Source organism: Nannocystis sp., from assembly GCF_016714285.1.
GTDB lineage: Bacteria > Myxococcota_A > Polyangia > Nannocystales > Nannocystaceae > Nannocystis.
On record NZ_JADJNN010000002.1, the window covers coordinates 172,053 to 190,721 of the forward strand.

Here is an 18,669-nt window from a genome sequence, read left to right on the forward strand (position 1 = left end):
CTATGGACGCCGTGATATCTTCCGCGCTTGCTCGCCCTGCTCTCGGAGATCCCGAATTACAGCCGAGTCCCGCCCGAGCTCAGCTCGCAGGTCGGTTGGCTGTGCTTCGCGGCCCTGCTGCTGCTCCTGGCCTGGCTGGCCACCCGCATGGAGTCCGTCCGCCGCAGCCTCCTCGCCCTCGAGGACCCGCGCATGTTCGCCGTCATGCGCATCGGCATGGGCCTCATGACCATCCAGTGCTTCTGGAACATGCGCCCCTACTGGCGAATGTTGTGGAGCGACGAGGGCATGTTCACCATCGAGGACGCCCGCTCCCGCATGGGCGGCTCCTCGCTCACCGGCTGGACCCCGGAAGACGGCTTCCTCGACCACTGGGCCTACCTCAAGTTCCTGTGGGGCAAGCACTCGGTGTTCTTCATCGACGCCTCCCCCGACTTCGTCGACGGCTTCATGCTCGTGTTCTTCGGCGTGTGCCTGCTCTACGCATTCGGCGTCCTGAGCCGCGTCACCGGCCTGCTCGCCTGGCTGATGATGTCGACGGTCTACAACCACAACACCCTCTACATGGAGGGCACCGACACCGTCTATCGCGCCTTCTTCTTCATCCTGCTGTTCGCCCGCACCGGCGCCGCCTGGAGCGTCGACAACCTCGTGCGCTGCTGGTGGCTGCGCCGCCGCGGCCGCCTGCAGGAGGTCGGCCTGCCGCCCTCACCGGGCCGCGCCCCCGTCTACGCCCTGGTCCCGAGCTGGCCACGCTACCTGATGATGGCCCAGCTGATCGCCATCTACACCAGCACCGGCATGGTCAAGACCGGCAGCGTCTGGGCCAAGGGCGACTCCCTCTACTACTCGCTCAACCTCGACCACTTCTACCGCTTCGAGCTGTGGACGCAGATGGTCTCCGCCAGCCTCGGCACCAACGTGTTCCGGCTGATGTCCTGGGTGACCCTGTGGTGGGAGTGCTGCTTCGCCGCCCTCGGCCTCGGCATGATCTTGAAGTTCGGCCTCGACCACCGCGACCAGCCGTGGCACCGCGCCCAGCGAGTCGCCTGGCGCCTCTGGCTCGGCCGCGCCGCCCTGCTCGCCTGCTACCTCCTGATCTACCGCATCGTCGTCCTCGCCTACCCCTACTGCGTCGAGATCCCCAAGGACGCCACCGCCGAGGCCACCGCCAAGCTCGTCAGCGACGGCCTCGCCAGCGTCCACACCGCCTTCGCCGGCGTCCTCCCCGGCCTCACCGCGCTGTGGTACGCGCTCGGCCGCTGGCCCCTCCGCCTGCGCCTGCCGGCTCGCCTCACCGCCCGCGTGCCCACTCGTTTGGCTGCCCGTTTGGCCGCCCGCCTGGGCACCCCGTGGACCTTCGATCAGGCCTCGATGCGCCGCTGGCTGCTCGGCCGCCGCGTCTGGCTCACGCTCGGCCTGATCTTCCACGGCTTCCTGATCCTGTTCATGAACATCGGCATGTTCCCCTTCATCATGCTGATGACCTACGCCGCGTGGCTCACCGGCGAGGAGTATGCGGCGGCGCTGCGCTGGTTGGTCGCCCTCGTGCGCCGCTCGCCGCTCGGCCGCCGCCTGCCCGCCGCGTGGCTCGATCGGGCCCAGCAGTGGGCCGGCCCGGCCCAGGCCCCGGAGGACATCCCGCCGCGCGGCCGATCGATCCCCGACCTCCTCGTCGTCCTCCTCGGCCTCGGCCTCGCGTGGCTGATCTACCAGCGCGCCACCGGCGAGCGCGAGCTCGGCACCCTCGTGTACGGCTGGTTCGGCCTCGTCCTCGCCGTCGGCGTCACCTTCCGCCTGTGGCGCGCCCGCCCGCAGCGCGGCGCCCCGGCCCTGGCCCACGGCCCCGTCCTCCGCGCCGTCATCCTCGCCTTCGTCGTCGCCCACGGCCTCTCGGTCGGCCTCAGCCTCGCCCCCAACTACAACATCTTCAGCAACTGGCGCAGCCCGACCCGCGCCCTGTTCGGCGGCTGGCTCAGCGTCACCGGCACCTCGCAGAGCTGGAAGATGTTCGCCCCCAACCCGCCGCGCGCCAACATCTTCATGAAGACCGTCGTGGTCACCCAGGCCGGCGAGCGCTGGAACATCGGCAACAACGCCTTCGACTACCGACCCTTCCCGTGGATCTGGAACGACCGCGCCCGCAAGATGCACCGCCGCATGGTCAGCAAGGGCAAGTGGTACCTCCGCTACTGGGCCAACTTCCACTGCCGCGAGTGGTACCTGGAGACCGGTGAGAAGCCCGCCGCCGTCGAGATCCACAAGCTCAGCACCCGCATCCCCAGCCCCGAGCAGGTCGCCGCCAAGGGCTACTACGACCCCACCAAGCTCAAGGTCACCGACGAGCTGGTCGAGACCCACAACTGCCCGCTCGCCGGCGACCTCCCGCCCTTCATGAAGCTCCGCCGCGGCATGCCGCTCACCGCCGAGGAGGAGGCCCAGCTCGCCTCCGAGAAGGAGCGCGAGGCCAAGGCCGCCGAGACCCGCCGCAAGAGCTGGGCCAACCGCCGCGACTGGGGCGGCTCGGGCCCGCCGACCGAGGCCACCCGCACGCCGCCGATCGCCCGCCCCACCCCAGCCGACGACGACACCCCCGCGAAGCACGCGGACGACGGCGAGTAGCTGTCCCGGAGGACATGTGACGACCCCCGACCCCGAGCTCACCGAGTCGCTGCTGCGCGCCCCGCTGACGGTCGCCGCCGCGGACGGTCGCCGCTGGGCCTACAAGCCATTCGGTCTGGTCCTCTGCAGCCTCTTCATCCTCTACCACGTGATCGCCCTGCTCCAGCACACCACGCCCTCGGGCGGGCTCGCGGCCAACTTCAGCCGCAGCCTCGCCGAGAAGCTGCGGGTCGGCGCGTACATGCGGGCCACCTCGAACATCCAGAGCTGGTCGATGTTCGCCCCCAACCCGCACCGCAGCAACATGTTCCTGCAGGTCTTCGTCGAGCTCGCCGACGGCAGCGTGTACGACCTCCAGCACGACATGTACGGCCGCCGCGAATACCCCTACGTGTTCTACGATCGCATGGGCAAGATCAACCGCCGCTTGCTCGAGCAGGACCGCTATCAGCGACACTACGCCGCCTGGGTCTGCCGCGACTGGGCCCTCCACCACAACGGCGAGGCCCCCGTCCGCGTCAAGTTCGTCAAGATGTGGACCAAGGTCCCGCACCCCGCCAAGGTCATCCCCTACATGGGCTTCGACCCCATGCAGCTCAAGCTCACCAAGGAGCACCTCCCCAGCGTCGAGTGTGCCTCCACCGTCCACGCCCAGCTCCCCGACGAGGTCCGCGCCCGCCACGGCCTCCCGCCCCTCGCGCCCGGCGAGTTCCGCGACGCCATCATCCAGACCTGGCACGACAAGGCCGAACAGCGCGAGAAGACCATCGAGCGCCGCCGCGCCCTCATGCCCGACGAGCCCCCGCTCCTCCCCGTCGAGGGTGGCCCCGGCGCCGAAGGAGGCGAGTGATGCATCGAGGTGCTCGCGGTGATGCACACGGCCCCGCCGCCGAAGGAGGCGAGTGATGCTCGGACCCACCACCGACAAGGCGCCCATCGTTGAGCGTCGCCCCGCCGCCGAAGGAGGCGAGTGATGCTCGGACCCGCCGCCGACAAGGCGCCCCCCGTCGACGTCGCCGCCCACCTCGGCGTCGCGACCTCCGTCCTGTGGCTCGCCCTGGCCCTCGCGCTGCTGTTCTTCATCGTCCGCCCCGAGCTGTGGCGGCGCCTGTGGTTCCAGCGCGTCGACCCGCGCCCGGCCGGCCTCCTGCGCATCGTCTTCGGCGGCGTGGTCCTGTGGACCATCGTCGACCTGCTGCCCCTCGCCCGCTTCCTGTTCACCGACGAGGGCCTGTGGCTGCCGAAGATGGCCCGCCGCAACTACGGCGGCGAGTTTCGCCTGATCTGGGACCCCGAGCACGGCGTCGAGCACTGGTACGACTGGCTGCTCGCGCTGTGGTACCGCTTCTCGCTGTTCCACATCCGGGCCGACCCGCCCTTCGTGTTCACGGTCTACGCCGCCACGATCGCCGCGCTCACCCTGATGATCGCCGGCGTCAAGACCCGCGTCACCACGATCGTCAGCTGGTTCCTCGTCAACTCGATCTACATCTACAGCCCGATCTTCTACAGCGGCGGCGACACGGTCGTCCGCGTGTTCCTGTTCCTCGGCATGCTCAGCAATTGGGGCGAGGCCTACTCGCTCGACAGCTGGTGGCGCCGCAAGCGGGCCGTGCTGGCCGGCGCCCCGCAGATCCCCCCGCTGCGCCCGATCGCCGCCTGGCCCCTGCGCCTGATGATGCTCCAGCTGACGATCATCTACTGCGCCACCGGAGCCCTCAAGAGCGGCCACACCTGGATGGATGGCACGGCCCTGTTCTTCGCCCTGAACCTCGACCACTTCTACCGCCACCCCGCCCAGATCTACCTCGTCACCTTCCTGCAATCGATCTGGGCCCTGCCCATCGCCACCTGGATCACCCGCTTCTGGGAGCTCGCCTTCCCGGTCGCCCTCATCGGCGCCGCCGTGCGAGCCCACGAGCGCGAGCGCAGCGACGGCAGCTGGCCGCACGCGCCCGCCTGGCGCCGCGCCCTGTCGTACCTCTGCCTCGTCGGCCTCGTCGGCATCGCCGCCTACCTCACCGCCCTCACCGCGATCTACTTCTACGACCCCGCCAACGGGCCCTGGCGACTCACCCCCGCCCAGGTCGCCGTGCTCGGCAGCACGCTCACCCTCGCCGTCCCCACCCTCGCCCTCGCCGCCTACCTCGCGCTCCGCCGCTGGCGCCCACGGGCCCACCGCATCGCCCTCGACTGGCTGCTCGGCAAGCGCCTGTGGCTCGGCGTCGGCGTCATCATGCACCTCAGCATCGACGCGCTGATGAACGTCGGCACCTTCGTCCAGGTGATGCTCGCCGTCTACATCGCCTGGCTCTCCGGCAGCGAGCTCGACGCGACCTGGCGCTTCCTCATGTCGAAGCCCATGCCCCCCGAGCAGCGACCCCGCCACCCCAGGCGCTGGCAGACCGTCCTGCTCGCCCCGGTCGACCGCCTCCGCCACCGCGTCCCTCGCCTCCCCTACCTCATCCACCACAACCCCGAACCAGAGTCCGTCCGCCGCGCCGCACTCCTCCGCATCTGGGACCTCGCCGACCGCGTCCGCTTCACCGCCGACACCACCATCGCCCCCCGCGAGCTCTGCGTCGCACCCCCGTCCGGCGGCCTGCGCCGCGGCGCCGAAGCCGGCCGCGCCCTCGTCCCCGCCCTCCCCGGCTTCTGGTGGATGTACCCCTGGTGCCTCCTCCCCGGCCTCTCCACCCTGTGCGGCTGGCTGGTCGCCCGCAGCTTCCGCTAGCGGTGCTCCTGTCCCCACGGACATGTCCCTGACGACCTGTCCGATCGACCAGCCCCGGATCACAGCCCCGCCGCCACCGCCTCCGCGCGCCCCCCGAGCCGCCGCGCCACCGCCTCGGCCACGCGCAGCCCGTCGAGCGCCGCCGACACGATGCCCCCCGCGAAGCCCGCCCCCTCGCCGCAGGGATACAGCCCCGGCGTGCTCGGCGAGGCCAGCGTCTCCGCGTCGCGCTCGACGCGGACCGGACAGCTCGTGCGACTCTCGAGCCCGACCGCCACCGCCTCGGGCCCAAGAAAACCCGGCATCCGCTGCCCCAGGGCCCGCAGCGCGTGCTGCAGCGCCGGCGCCAGCGGACCGAGCAGCAGATCGATCCGCGCTGACATCAACCCGCGGTGATAGCTGGTCGCCGGTAACCCCCGCGACATCCGCCCCGCCACCAGGTCCGCGAGCCCCTGCGCCGGCGCGACAAAATCACCGCCGCCCGCCACGTACGCCGCGGCCTCGAACGCCGCCTGATACGCCACCCCCGCCAGCGGATCTCCCGGGTCATACCCCGCCTGTGACAGCGCAGCTGCACCGATCTCCGTGACCAGGCCCGAATTGGCGAAGCGACCGCTGCGTTGATTCGGGCTCATCCCGTTGACCACCTGCATCCCCGCGTCCGTCGCCGCTGGCACGATGTACCCGCCCGGGCACATGCAGAACGAGAACACCGCACCGCCCGGCGTCTGCTCGACCAGGCGATACGCCGCCGCCCCGAGCGCGGGGTGCCCCGCCAGCGACCCGTACTGCAAGCGGTCGATCAGCGCCTGCGGGTGCTCGACCCGCACCCCGAGCGCGAACGGCTTGAAGCTCATCTGCACCCCGGCCGCCCGCAACCAGCGCTGCACGTCGCGCGCCGAGTGCCCCGGCGCCACCACCACCGCCGCCGCTGGCAACAGCTCGCCCGAACGCAGGTGGACCCCGCGGACCTCACGACCCGCGAGCACCAGCCCGTCGACCCGCGCCTCGAACACGATCTCCACCCCGGCCGCCGCCAGGTCCTCGCGCATCGTCGTGATCACCCGCGGCAAACGATTGGTCCCGATGTGCGGCCGCGCGTCGACCAGGATCTCCGGCGGCGCGCCCCAGCCAGTCAGCGCCTCGAGCACCAGCCGCACCGGCCCCCGCTTGCTCGCCCGCGTATACAACTTCCCATCCGAGTAAGTGCCCGCACCGCCCTCGCCGAAGCAGTAGTTGCTCTCCGGGTCGAGCGCCCCGCGCTGGCTCAGGCTCGCCAGGTCCCGCCGACGCTCCCGCACCGCCCGCCCGCGCTCGAGCACCACCGCCCGAATACCCGCCCGCGCCAGCCCCCACGCGCAGAACATCCCCGCCGGTCCGGCCCCCACGATCACCACCGGCGGCGCCCCCGTGAGCCGCGGCAGCGCAGTCGGCCGATACACCTGACCCAACATCGGCGCGTCCTCGAGGCGCAGCTCAAGCTCCGCGTGCACCCGCACCTTCCCGCGCCGCGCGTCGATCGCCCGGTGCAGCACAGTCACCCCGCGCACCGCCGACTCCGGCAAGCTCGCCGCGCGGGCCCCCGCCCTCCGCAGCGCCGCCGGGTCGAGCAGCGCGTCCGGGTGCAGGTCGACGTGGACGCGCAGCGGCTCGCTCATGACGCGTCCGCGGCCTTGACCCGCTTGATCACCGTCTTCGGATCACTGCCCGGCAGCCCCTGACTGAGGCCCCCCTGCGGCCCGGCCGGCTTCCACGGCACCGCCAGTCCGTCGCCCAGCGCCAGCATCACCCCGCCGACGATCTCCCCGATCGCCGTCATGCCCACCAGGTTGATCTTGTCGGCGTGGTCCCCCGGGCGGTGGTAGTCGCTGTGCACCCCGGTGAAGAAGAACAGCACCGGGATGTCCTTGCGATAGAAGCTCGCATGATCGCTGCGGGTCGCCACGCTGCCCTCGTAGAGGATCTCGAGGCCCGCGCTGCCCATCTTGTCGAGCAGCGGCATCCAGGCGTCGCTCGAGCCGAGCCCGCCGATCGCCAATCCCTTGGGGCCGAGCCGGCCGACCATGTCGAGGTTGACCATCGCCACCACGCGCGCGTCGCCGAACGGCAACGCCTCGGCCAGCGCCTTCGAGCCGAGCACCCCGAGCTCCTCGCCCGCGAAGTGGGTGAACACGATCGTGCGCCGCGGTGTCTTGCCGCTCTGCTTCCACGCCCGGGCCAGCTCGAGCACCATCGCCGTGCCGCTGGCGTTGTCGTCCGCCCCGTTGCAGATCTTGTCGTCCCCGGCCGCGCCGCACTGCCCGAGCCCCTCCACGCCGATGTGGTCGTAGTGCGCGCCGATCATCACGATCTCCTGCTTCAGATCTCCCCCCGGCAGACTCGCCAGCACGTTCGGCACGGCGATCGTCACCGGCTCCACCGCCACCGCCAGCGACACCGTCAGCCCCAGCGCCCGCGAGTGCGGCCGCTTCTCCGCGTCGATCTGCGCCTGCAACTTGCTGAGCTTCGGCTTGCCCAGCAGCTGCTCCGCCCGCTTCCACTTCATCTGCACCACCGGCACCGCCAGCGGCTCGCCCGGCAACCTGCCGCCCGCGGCGCTCGCCAGCGTCGGCAGCTCATCCGCCTCGCGCTCGCCCGCCGACAGGAAGCTCCGCGGCCCGCGGACCACGATCACCCCGACCGCGCCCGCCTTGACCAGCCGCTCCACCTTGGCCTTGACGCTGCCCGCCGAGAACCCGAATTGCGGGCCCGGCAGCTTCGCCGCCGCCCGCATCAGCCCGCTCGCGACCTTGTTGAGGTCGTACTCCACCGCGAGCACGTCCTCCGGCAGCGGCCACACGCTCGCCGTCGCCGAGGCCGGCACGTACGCCTCGACCATCGCCAGCAGCCGCCCCCGCGCCTCCGCGTGCAACTTCTTCAACCCCGCCACATCCTTCGCCGCCTTCAACGGCGCCGCCACGGTAGCGAACGCCTCCGACTCCTCCCGCATCCGCGTGAACATCGCCATCGGGTCCGGCCGCCCCGGCGCCTCGAGCAGCACCAGCGCGACCTTGCCCTTCACATCGATCCCCGCGAGGTCATCGTAGGCGGGCGCGCTGGCACTTACGCTGCCATCCACTGCATTGCCACCTGCCGCACTGCCACTCGCGCCCCTGGTGTCCTCCTTCTTGGTCGCCTCGCCGTCGGCCTTCGTGTCCAGCTCCGCCGGCTCCGACACCGCCGCGTAGCCCACAAACACCAGCTCGCCCTGCACCACCCCCGAGCCGCTCTGTGGCAGTACCACGAACTCTGCTTCCGTCATCGCCGTCGCCCGCTTGCCTCGCACCAGCTCCAGCCGCGCCGGCGAGCTCAGCCGCGCCCCCGTCCGCAGCGGGAAGTCGACCGCGAAGCCGGGCCCACACGGCTGCAGGCCGAGCTCCCCGTAGCGCCGCACGAGAAATTCGGCCGCACGCTGCAGGTCCGGGCTGAGCGTGTATCGGCCGCGAAATTCGTCGGCCGCGAGCACGCCGATATCCGCCGCCATGCGCCTGACATCGAGCTGCAGGCCGGCCGCGGCGACTGGCGCCACCGCGACCTCCGGCGTCGGCGGCCGCGACGGACCCGCCTCGCGATGACAGCTCGCCATGAACAGGGCCAACGAGAGCGCAGCAAGGCGTGGCATCGCCAGGCTTTATAACCTCGAGGCAGCGATCTCCGGACCCGAGGTGCGATCACACCAGCGATGCGCGTAGACCGTGCGTTGCTTCACATCTCTGCATCCTCCGCAGGCCCGTCGACCACGCCGCGGACCCACGCCACCCAGGGCCGCCAGCCGACCACCCGTCGGCATCGGTTCACACAGCTGCAGCAGGCCCCAGCACGCGCCAGCACCAGGTTGCCCGGCGCTCCGCCGATGTATTGACGCCCACTGTCAAGTCGCGTAACGTCGCGGCTCAAGTCTCCAGGGTGCGCATACGATTGAGGCCTCCCCCCCTGAGCAGCGGGCAGCAGCGATCTCAACTAGCAAGCAAGGATTACACAGCGATGAAGCGTCTCAGTTTGATCGGTTCATGGAAGCGGATTGGCGTGCAGATGGGTCTGTTGGCGGGCATCGGCCTGGCCTTCGTCGGCGGCTCGGAACCGCCGACGGCGGACGCAGCCCCCAAGGATTGCCAGAAGGAGGGCAACTGCACCTTCAAGAAGCCACTGTTTGGCATCATCCTCGATAACTCGAGCTCGATGAACGAGCAGTTCGACGCCAACACGACCCGCTGGGAAGGCGCCGTCGCGGCGATCACCCAAGCCATCGATTTCGACAACGGCTATATCGCCGAGAACTTCATCCTCGGCCTCATCCGCTTCGGTCACGACCCCGACCCGAACGTCAAGGGCACCACGATCCCGGCCGACAGCTCGGGCCTGATCGACGGCCAGAAGCTCGACGTCGGCTGGTACGACGACAACCCGCCGAACAAGCCCTACATCGAGTGCACCAACGGCGACGCCATCGTCGCCGCCCTCGAGGCCGCCGGCGCGCCCTCGGGCGGCAACAAGGTCGGCATCGGCACCTGGACCAAGGGCGCCATGGACTTCGCCAACGCCTACCTCGCCAAGACCTACGCCGACCACCCCGGCGACATCGGCAAGCGCAAGGCCGTGTTCATGGTCGTCACCGACGGCAAGTGGACCAACCCGCAGGGCAACATGACCCTCGCCCCGGCCAACCAGGACCCGGCCATCACCGCCGGCGACCTGTTCAAGAACCAGGACGTCCCGACCTACGTCGTCGCCATCGGCGACGCCGAGGGCCAGATGTTCGCCGACAACCTGGCCGCCGCCGGCGGCACCATGAAGGCCATCGGCGCCAAGGACCCGCAGGCCCTCATCGACGCCCTCAAGGCCGTCATCGTCAAGATCCAGCAGGACGTGGTCGCCCCCGTCTGCACCCCCGGCCTCCCGCGCATCATGGTCCTGATGGACGCCTCCTCGTCGATGCTCAACTACAAGATGGGCACCGAGCACGCCCCGGCTGGCATGAGCGGCTGGGACCAGGCCCGCGACGCCCTCGCCGGCGCCATGTCGATCTTCGACATCGAGATTATGAACTCCCCCGGGAACCATGTGGAGGACCTTGTCCACCTGGGCCTCTCGGTGTTCGGCCACAACGCCCCCGCCGAGGAGAAGCTGGTCGTCCAGTACGGCCCCTGCCGCAAGGACAACTTCGCCTGGGCCCTCGACCCCAAGACCTCCTGCGAGGCCCCCGGCTGCGTCGACCCCTACGCGGCGCCGCCGATCAAGTGGACCTTCAAGGACGGCTCTCTGATCGACCCGCCGAACTTCGACGAGAAGACCCTGAGCCACATGCCGAAGTGTGACTTCAGCGCCCAGCAGCCCAAGGCCTGCATCGGCTCCGGCACCTACACGCACCTCGGCCTCAACCTGGTCCAGGCCAACATCGCGTCCTACACGATCGAGTGCAAGAAGATGGGCGCCATCTATCCTTGCAACGACCAGACCGAGTTCATCAACATCCTGGTCACCGACGGCAAGTACAACTCGACCGACGCGCAGGTCCAGATGCCGCTCCAGACGATGTACACCGCCGGCACCACCACCTACGTCATCGGCTTCGGTGACTTCGTCGACGTGAACCAGCTCAACAAGATGGCTGACTGGGGCTCGGGCAACATGCTCGACTACTACGACGCCAACAACCAGGCCGACCTCGAGAAGGCCCTCTCGGACATCATCGGCACGCTCAGCTTCGACGAGTGCTGCAACTTCAACGACTGCGCCCAGATCCCGGAGCCCACCACGGAGGAGCCGGACCCGGTCGTCGTGGACATGACCTCCACCGGCGTCATGACCGACACCGACGGCACCACCAGCGGCAGCAGCAGCGACGGGACCACCGGCGACGGCACCACGACGAACCCGATCGACACCGACACGGCCGGCACAACGATGGTCACCACCGTCCCGGGCACCGACACCACCGACACCGCCCCGACGGGCAGCAGCTCCAGCGCCAGCGACTCGGACAGCGGCGTGCCGACCACGAGCGGCGGCAACACCACCCCGGGCAACACCACCCCGGGCTCCTCCGACACCGAAGCCTCCGGCTCCGGCTCCTCGGGCACCGACACGGCCGGCATCGACGACGAGGGTTGCGGCTGCAAGGTCGACGACGCCAACAACACCCGCGGCCTCCTCGGCACGCTCCTCACCTTCGGCCTCGCCGGCTTCATCCGCCGCCGCCGCCGCAGCTAAGGCCACTCCCGGGCGACCGGGACCGGCCCTCGAAAAACACCTCCCACGCGCGCGTGGGGGGTGTTTTTTTTGCTGGCGCACTCTGGTGGCCCCGGGGCTGGTTTGCTATGCACCCCGATCGTGTCCCAGCAGCCCGACCCGGAACTCGCCGCCCTCTCGCCCGACGGCCAGCGCATCGTCGCCGAGGAGGCCGACATCCTGCGGAGGATCCTGGCCCGGCTCGCGCGTGAGGCGGAGACCGCCCCCGAACAGCTCGAGGACCTCGACGCCCAGATGCTCGAGCTGCGCGACGCCCTCGCCGAGGCCAAGGAGGAGGACCAGGCCTCGCTCATCGAGCAGATGCATCAAGTCGCGGCCCTCAGCCGCACCCGCGGCCAGGGCCGCGACGCCCCCGCCGACCCGAAGAACCCCTACTTCGGCCACCTGCGCCTGCGCGAGGCCCGGTCCGGCCGCCAGCGCGACGTCCTCGTCGGCAAGCGCACCCTCCTCGACGACGGCGACGGCCTCTCGATCGTCGACTGGCGCAACGCCCCCGTCTCCCGCCTCTACTACCGCTACGAGGAGCAGGACGAGTACGAGGAGGAGTTCGACGCCCGCAGCCTCGAGGGCCGCGTCCTCATCCGTCGATCGATCGGCGTCACCGACACCCAGCTGCGCCGCGTCACCGCCCCCCAGGGCGCCTTCGTGTGCGACCGCCTCGGCCGCTGGCGCGACGCCGTCGGCGCCGCCAAGCCCTCGCTCGAGGGTGGAGTCGGCACCGCCGCCCGCATCCCCACCGGCCAGCTCGGCGTCCACGGCGACGACGACGAGCCCCGCGCCGACAAGCACCTGCAAGAGATCACCGCCCTCATCGACAAGCAGCAGTTCAACCTCATCACCCAGCCCGACTCCGGCATCGTCCTCATCCAGGGCGGCGCCGGCTCCGGCAAGACCACCGTCGCCCTCCACCGCGTCGCCTACCTCGCCTTCCAGGACCGCCGCCGCTTCGCCCCCACCAAGATGCTCATCATGGTCTTCAACGAGGCCCTGGTGGAGTACATCCGCCACGTCCTCCCCTCGCTCGGCATCGAGGGCGTGCCCGTCACCACCTACCGCCGCTGGAGCACCGTGCTGCTCCGCAAGCTCAAGCTGCGCCTCCCGATCTCCCACGTCGACTCCACCCCAGATCCGGTCAGCCGCTTCAAAAAACACCCGGTCATGATCAAGATGCTGGAGGACCACGTCGCCGCCCAGCTGATCGACATCGAGGCCAACCTCGAGAAGCGCCTCGACGGTCGCCCCGGCGGCGACGCCGTCCTCGCCGCCTGGCGCCGCAGCGCCAACCTCCCGCCGGTCTTCCGCGTCGACCGCACCCTCGAGTGGGTCCGCGCCCAGCAAAACCTCCAGCCGGCCGTGCGCGCCGCCGCCGAGACCGCCCTGCGCGCCGCTCGCGAGGCCACCCGCGACGTCTGCGACGACTGGCTCGAGCTGATGACCGACGGCGCCGCGATCCGCACCGCGATCCGCGAACACGCCGCCGCCTCCGCCGACTTCAGCGACGCCGACATCGCCTCGATCGTCCGCTGGTGCGCCGACAAGCACGAGCTCGACGCTGAGCCCGAGCCCGTCCGCGAGGAGCGCGACGACGACGAGGCCCCCGAGCTCTCGGGCGCCCCCAGCATCGACGACGAGCCCCGCCCGCCGAAGGGCGAGCGCGACGACGACGGCCCCGAGTCCGAGGCCGGTCAGCCTGCGTCGGCTAGCGCCCGCGTCACCCGCCTGCTCGCCGCCAACATCGGCCTCGACCCCGAGGACGACGCGATCCTCCTGCGCCTGCTCCAGCTCAAGTTCGGCGGCATCTTCGTCGGCGGCAAGCGCTTCGAGTACGAGCACATCGTCATCGACGAGGCCCAGGACCTCGCCCCCCTCGAGGTCCGCGTCCTCCTCGACTGCGTCACCGAGGGCCAGAGCGTCACCATCGCCGGCGACCGCGCCCAGAAGATGATCTTCGACAACGGCTTCACCGACTGGCCCGAGCTCCTCCGCGACGCCGGCCTCCCCCACGTCGCCATCCAGCCGCTCAAGATCTCCTACCGCTCCACCCGTCAGGTCATGGAGCTCTCGCGCCACGTCCTCGGCCCGCTGCACAACCCCTCCGAGCAGCTCATCGCCCGCGAGGGCGCCCCCGTCGGCTTCTACAGCTTCGGCGACACCGGCGAGGCCGTCGCCTTCCTCGCCGAGGCCCTGCGCAGCCTCATGCAGCGCGAGCCCACCGCCAGCGTCGCCCTCGTCACCCGCTACCCCCAGCAAGCCGACGTCTATCACGACGCCCTGCGCATCGCCGAGGTCCCCAAGCTGCGCCGCATCGGCCGCCAGGACTTCAGCTTCACCCCCGGCATCGATGTCACCGACGTCCGCCAGGTCAAGGGCCTCGAGTTCGACTACGTCGTCATCCTCGAGCCCACCGGCCAGAACTACCCCGAGGTCATCGAGTCGCGCCACCTGCTGCACATCGCGGCCACCCGCGCCGCCCACCAGCTCTGGCTCGTCTGCGCCGGCCCGGTCAGCAAGCTCATCCCCGACGAAGTGATCCTCGCCAGCGAGTAGGCGCTCGAACGCGGGCACCAGCGGTTTGCCGGACTTCACTCGCAAAAGTGGGCGAGGGTCGATCCGGCTTCAGTCCTCGCTGCGTGTGCTCCCTTCGGTCGCCCCCGCTGCTGCGGATTCAGCCGGATCGACCCTCGCCCACCCTCGCACGCCAAGGCCGTGAACGGCCCTTGCGGCGGCTCTGGCTCGCTCGCGATCACGTGGTTCACAGCGACGCCCGAGTCGCATCCGCGCCGGCCACGGCCGCCGCGGACCCGACCCCCTGGACCCGTTACCCGCCGCAGATCCAACCGCGGCTGCTCGTCACATCCACGCGAACGCATGTCCCGCACCGACGCAAGCAGTTGCCCGCGCACCGACCTGCGGCGGGTATCGCCTCCAGGGTGTCGGGCATCTTGCGGCCGAGGCCGCAAGCTGCCCGACTCGGCCCTCGCTTCGAACCACGCGATCGGATCAAGCCAGAGCCGCCGCAGGGGCCGTTCACGGCCTTGGCGTGCATGGGTGCGAGGAGGTCGATGGACGTGAATCCGCAGCGCTGGAGTGGCACGAAGTGCCATTCCAGCGCGAGGACTGAACGGCCATCGACCTCCTCGTACCCTTGCGAGTGAAGTCCGGCAAACCGCAAGGCCCCGGCGTCAGCCGTCACCCGAGCAGCCGCACCGCAGCCGAGGCGAGCCACTGCCCGACCTCGGAGCACTTCGCCGCCTTCGCCTCGCCGACGAGGTCATACGTCAACGGCGCCCCCGCCTTGAGCAGCTCGACCACCGCCGCCTCGATCGCCTGCGCGCCGCGCCCCAGCCGCGCATCGCCGCGCTGCTGTCCCAGCCACTCGAGCCCCTCCTTCACCGCCAGCACCATAGCGATCGGGTTGACCTTGTCCTTGCCCGCGTGCTTGGGCGCCGAGCCATGGATCGGCTCGAACATACCGTGCTTCGCGCCGACGTTGGCCCCGACCGCCATGCCCATGCCGCCCTGCAGCACCGACGCCAGGTCGGTCACGATGTCGCCGAACATGTTGGTCGTCACCACCACGTCGTAGTACTCCGGCTGATTGATCAGCCACTGCGTGAACGCGTCGACGATCGCCGTGTCCTTCTCGATCTCCGGGTACTCAGCGCCGATCTCGAAGAAGATCTTGGCGAACAGCTGACAGCCGTGCAGCACGTTGTCCTTGACCACGGCCGTGACCCGCAGCTTGCCGTCCTTCGGCGCGCCCTTGTTGCGGCGCCGGCACAGCTCGAACGCGTGGCGGATCACCTGCTCGCTCGCCCGCCTTGTGATCACGCGGGTGTCGATCGCCACCTCGGTGCGCCCGCCCGGCGACAGCTTGCCGCCGGCCGGCGTGTACAGCCCCTCGGTGTTCTCGCGGATCATCACCATGTCGACCAGGCCTGGCTGCCACACCTGCTTGTTGGCCCCGTGGATCCGGTGCTGCACGCCCTCGTACAGCTTCACCGGCCGCACGTTGGCGTACAGGTTCAGGCGCGTGCGGTTGCCGAGCACCGGCGAGAAGCCGGCCATCTTGCCGTCCTTCATCAGCACCGGGCCCGAGCCGGTCGGCGACGGCCAGCCGACCGCGCCCAGCAGGATCAGGTCTGCAGCGTCACAGCGCGCTTCAGCGCCCTCGGGCCAGTCGCGATCCCCGTGCTGGAGGTAGTACTGACCGCCGCACGGGATGTCGTCGACGTCCCACGCGAGCTCCAACTTCGCGGAGATCGCGTGCAGCACACGCAGGCCCTCGCGCATCACTTCCGGGCCCGTACCATCGCCACCGAGGGTCACCAGCTTGTACGACATGGAGTCGGTGTACACGCCCGTACCGGCCCCTGGCGTGCGCCATACGGCGTTTTATGGTGCGGATACTCACCCCTTATCGCGGCGAGTCGGGTTATACATGACGAGCTCTCGTGCAGCTCTTCGCCTCGTCGTTGTGGTGGCTGTGGCTGGCGGCCCCACCTGTGCCAGAGCCCGCCGCGACCCCCGCGACCGCCTCTGCACCGGAGAGCACCGCGACCACCTCCGTGCCAGCCGCGGCGGTGCCGAAGTCCGGCCCGATCGAGATGCCACCCGAGTGGGTGGCGCCCAGCTCGGTCGGTCGCCTCAAGCCGCTGGTCGGGCGAGCTCGCGTCGATCGCGTGCGCCTCTCGGCCCAGCGCATCGACGACAGCGCCATCACGATCGACGGCCACATCGACGAGCGCGCCTGGCAGGCCGTGCCGGTGCTCCCGGAGATGGTCCAGATCGAGCCGCGCTACGGCTTCGCTCCCAACTACCGCACCGACATCCGCGTCGCCTACGGCCGCAAGGGCATCTACGTCGCCTACGTCTGCCACGGCGACCCCAAGAAGGTCCGCGGCGGCGTGTTCCGCAAGGACCAGATGGGCCCGAGCGACCTCGTCTGGCTCGAGCTCGACCCCCAGAACAACGACACCAACGGCTACGTGTTCGTCACCAACCCCTCGGGCTCGCAGGAGGACGCCCAGCTGTTCCGCGACGACAGCGAGGAGCCGCTGTGGGACGGCGTGTGGCAGACCGCCGGCAAGGTCACCAGCAGCGGCTGGAGCTCCGAGATCTTCGTGCCCTGGTCGACGATCCGCTTCGAGGCCAGGGAGGAGCACACCTTCGGCGTCAACGTCGGCCGCTGGATCAACGACGTCGGCGAGACCCAGGTCCTCTCGCCCGCCCCGCAGGGCCTGCCCGGACGGATCTCCTGGGCCCTCGACTATCACGGCGTCCAGGGCATCGAACCCGGCCTCAACCTCGAGCTGCGCCCCTTCACCTCGTTTCGCATCGCCGCTCGCCGCCCCGACACCAGCTACGACAAGTCCTTCCCCTTCCTGCCCAACGGCGGCTTCGACGTGAAGTACGGCCTGCGCGGCAACCTCACCCTCGACCTCGCCGTCAACCCCGACTTCGGCCAGGCCGAGGTCGACCCCGCGGTCCTGAACCTCGGCCCCTTCGAGGTCTTCTTCCCCGAGCGTCGCACCTTCTTCCTCGAGTCCAAGGAGATCTTCGAGACCCGCTTCCAGCTGTTCTACTCGCGCCGCGTCGGCAACAACCCCAAGCCCGCCCGCGCCGACCTGACCACCCGCAAGGACGCCAACGGCAACGACGAGCAGGGCGCCCTCACCCAGCTCGACCCGCTCACCCGCATCTTCGGCGCCCTGCGCATCACCGGCCAGGCCGCGCGCTCGTGGAGCGTCGGCGCCATCACGGCCACCACCGGCGCCACCTTCGGCAAGGAGCGCTTCAGCGACGGCACCGACCACGTCATCACCGTCGACCCGACCAGCCAGTACTCGGTGCTCCGCGTGCGCAAGGAGTTCGACAGCCAGACCAGCGTCGGCGGCATCGCCACCGGCGTCGTGCGCGGCGGCGGGGAGCCGAGCGCCTTCACCGGCGGCTTCGACTACCGCATCCGCTTCGCCGAGCGCTGGCGTCACTCGGCCCAGATCATCGGCACCCACGACGGCCGCCGCGCCGGCATGGGCGCCGGCTTCGACCTGCGCCGCAGCGGCAAGAACCTCTCGATCGACTCCGCGGTCGACATGCTCACCCCGCACGTCAACTTCAACGACCTCGGCTTCATGCGGCTCAACAACTACATCGACGGCAACGCCGGCGTCAGCGTGTACAACGCCCAGCCGATCGGCCGCCTGCGCCGGCTGGTCGGCGGCGTCGCCACCCGCGTCGCCTCGAGCTTCCAGGGCCAGCTCCTGCAGAAGCAGCTCACCGGCGAGGTCGGCCTCACCACCCTCAACCTGTGGCAGTTCGCCTTCAACACCGGCGGCCACCTGCCCCAGCTCGACCTCTACGAGACCCGCGGCGGCATCCCCTACGAGGTCCCGGTGCACTGGTGGACCGGCCTCGACATCACCTCCCCCGACAACCGCCGCGTCATCGCCGGCTTCAACGGCGCCTACGGCGAGCAGAACGGCGCCCCCAGCCCCGACCTCGCGCTCGAGCTGCGCGTGCGCCCGGTCAACCGCCTCGAGCTCACCCTCCGCGGCGACTTCAACGGGACCTACAACCGCCCGCGCTGGACCACCACCAACGCCCTCGACGAGGCGGTGTTCGCCCGCGCCCGCGTCAACTCGTACACCGGCCTGCTGCGCGGCACCCTCGGCATCATCCCCACGCTCACGCTGCAGTCCTTCAACCAGCTCTACTACCTCAGCGCGCACCACACCGACTTCTTCATCCTCACCGCCCCGAGCGTGCTCGTCCCGACCTCCGCCGCCCCCTACTACGGCGTGGTCGACCAGGGCCTCTCGAGCTTCATCTCCAACACGATCCTGCGCTGGGAGTACCTGCCCGGGAGCTTCCTCTTCATCGCCTACACCCACCGCACCACCCTCAGCGAGGGCGGCATGGTCGTGAAGTTTCGCCCCGGCTCCGGCTTCTCCAACCTCGGCTCCCCGCTCGCTGCCAACGAGGACATCGTCTTCATCAAGCTCCAGCACCTCTTTGGCCTCTAA

Annotated in this window: 9 protein-coding genes; 6 read left to right on the top strand and 3 right to left on the bottom strand. The window is 70.1% G+C overall.

Annotated features, from left to right (window positions below; all coding sequences use genetic code 11):
• Positions 1 to 27: 27 nt before the first annotated feature.
• The 3 genes from IPJ59_RS04915 (at position 28) to IPJ59_RS04925 (ending at position 5,356) form a co-directional block, all read left to right on the top strand.
• Positions 28 to 2,622 (top strand): hypothetical protein, encoded by a 2,595-nt coding sequence (locus tag IPJ59_RS04915; RefSeq protein ID WP_293269965.1) that lies wholly within the window; start codon positions 28 to 30, stop codon positions 2,620 to 2,622.
• Positions 2,623 to 2,638: 16 nt separating this feature from the next.
• Entirely contained in the window at positions 2,639 to 3,472 is an 834-nt protein-coding gene (locus tag IPJ59_RS04920; protein WP_293269966.1) for a hypothetical protein, read from the top strand.
• Positions 3,473 to 3,595: 123 nt separating this feature from the next.
• Positions 3,596 to 5,356: a hypothetical protein gene (locus IPJ59_RS04925; protein ID WP_293269967.1), complete on the top strand. Its 1,761-nt coding sequence runs from the start codon at positions 3,596 to 3,598 to the stop codon at positions 5,354 to 5,356.
• 59 nt (positions 5,357 to 5,415) lie between these two features.
• Here the strand turns inward: IPJ59_RS04925 and IPJ59_RS04930 are convergent, their stop codons facing one another.
• Positions 5,416 to 7,014: an NAD(P)/FAD-dependent oxidoreductase gene (locus IPJ59_RS04930; RefSeq protein ID WP_293249673.1), complete on the bottom strand. Its 1,599-nt coding sequence runs from the start codon at positions 7,012 to 7,014 to the stop codon at positions 5,416 to 5,418.
• Positions 7,011 to 9,017 carry a M20/M25/M40 family metallo-hydrolase gene (locus IPJ59_RS04935; RefSeq protein ID WP_293269968.1) on the bottom strand — a complete coding sequence of 669 codons (2,007 nt, stop codon included), beginning with the start codon at positions 9,015 to 9,017 and terminating at the stop codon, positions 7,011 to 7,013. Before IPJ59_RS04935 ends, IPJ59_RS04930 begins: the two co-directional genes overlap by 4 nt.
• A 362-nt stretch (positions 9,018 to 9,379) precedes the next feature.
• On the opposite strand from IPJ59_RS04935, the gene IPJ59_RS04940 reads away from it, so the two are divergent.
• Together IPJ59_RS04940 and IPJ59_RS04945 are read left to right on the top strand one after the other, a co-directional pair.
• A complete protein-coding gene (locus tag IPJ59_RS04940) occupies positions 9,380 to 11,605 on the top strand; it encodes a vWA domain-containing protein (protein ID WP_293269969.1) in 2,226 nt (741 codons plus the stop codon).
• Between the two features lie 120 nt (positions 11,606 to 11,725).
• Positions 11,726 to 14,191, top strand: coding sequence for an ATP-binding domain-containing protein (locus IPJ59_RS04945; RefSeq protein WP_293269970.1), 2,466 nt, complete (start codon positions 11,726 to 11,728; stop codon positions 14,189 to 14,191).
• A 642-nt stretch (positions 14,192 to 14,833) separates the two neighbouring features.
• Here IPJ59_RS04945 and IPJ59_RS04950 read toward each other — a convergent pair.
• A complete protein-coding gene (locus IPJ59_RS04950) occupies positions 14,834 to 15,988 on the bottom strand; it encodes an isocitrate/isopropylmalate dehydrogenase family protein (protein ID WP_293269971.1) in 1,155 nt (384 codons plus the stop codon).
• 110 nt (positions 15,989 to 16,098) lie between these two features.
• On the opposite strand from IPJ59_RS04950, the gene IPJ59_RS04955 reads away from it, so the two are divergent.
• On the top strand, positions 16,099 to 18,669 hold the full coding sequence (locus tag IPJ59_RS04955) for a DUF5916 domain-containing protein (protein ID WP_293249658.1): 2,571 nt from the start codon (positions 16,099 to 16,101) through the stop codon (positions 18,667 to 18,669).

What these genes read in the sequence shown, in the direction of transcription:
- IPJ59_RS04925 (WP_293269967.1), top strand. Translation starts at nt 3,596, where the DNA reads ATGCTCGGACCCGCCGCCGACAAGGCGCCCCCCGTCGACGTCGCCGCC.
- IPJ59_RS04930 (WP_293249673.1), bottom strand. Translation starts at nt 7,014, where the DNA reads ATGAGCGAGCCGCTGCGCGTCCACGTCGACCTGCACCCGGACGCGCTG.
- IPJ59_RS04935 (WP_293269968.1), bottom strand. Translation starts at nt 9,017, where the DNA reads ATGCCACGCCTTGCTGCGCTCTCGTTGGCCCTGTTCATGGCGAGCTGT.
- IPJ59_RS04940 (WP_293269969.1), top strand. Translation starts at nt 9,380, where the DNA reads ATGAAGCGTCTCAGTTTGATCGGTTCATGGAAGCGGATTGGCGTGCAG.
- IPJ59_RS04950 (WP_293269971.1), bottom strand. Translation starts at nt 15,988, where the DNA reads ATGTCGTACAAGCTGGTGACCCTCGGTGGCGATGGTACGGGCCCGGAA.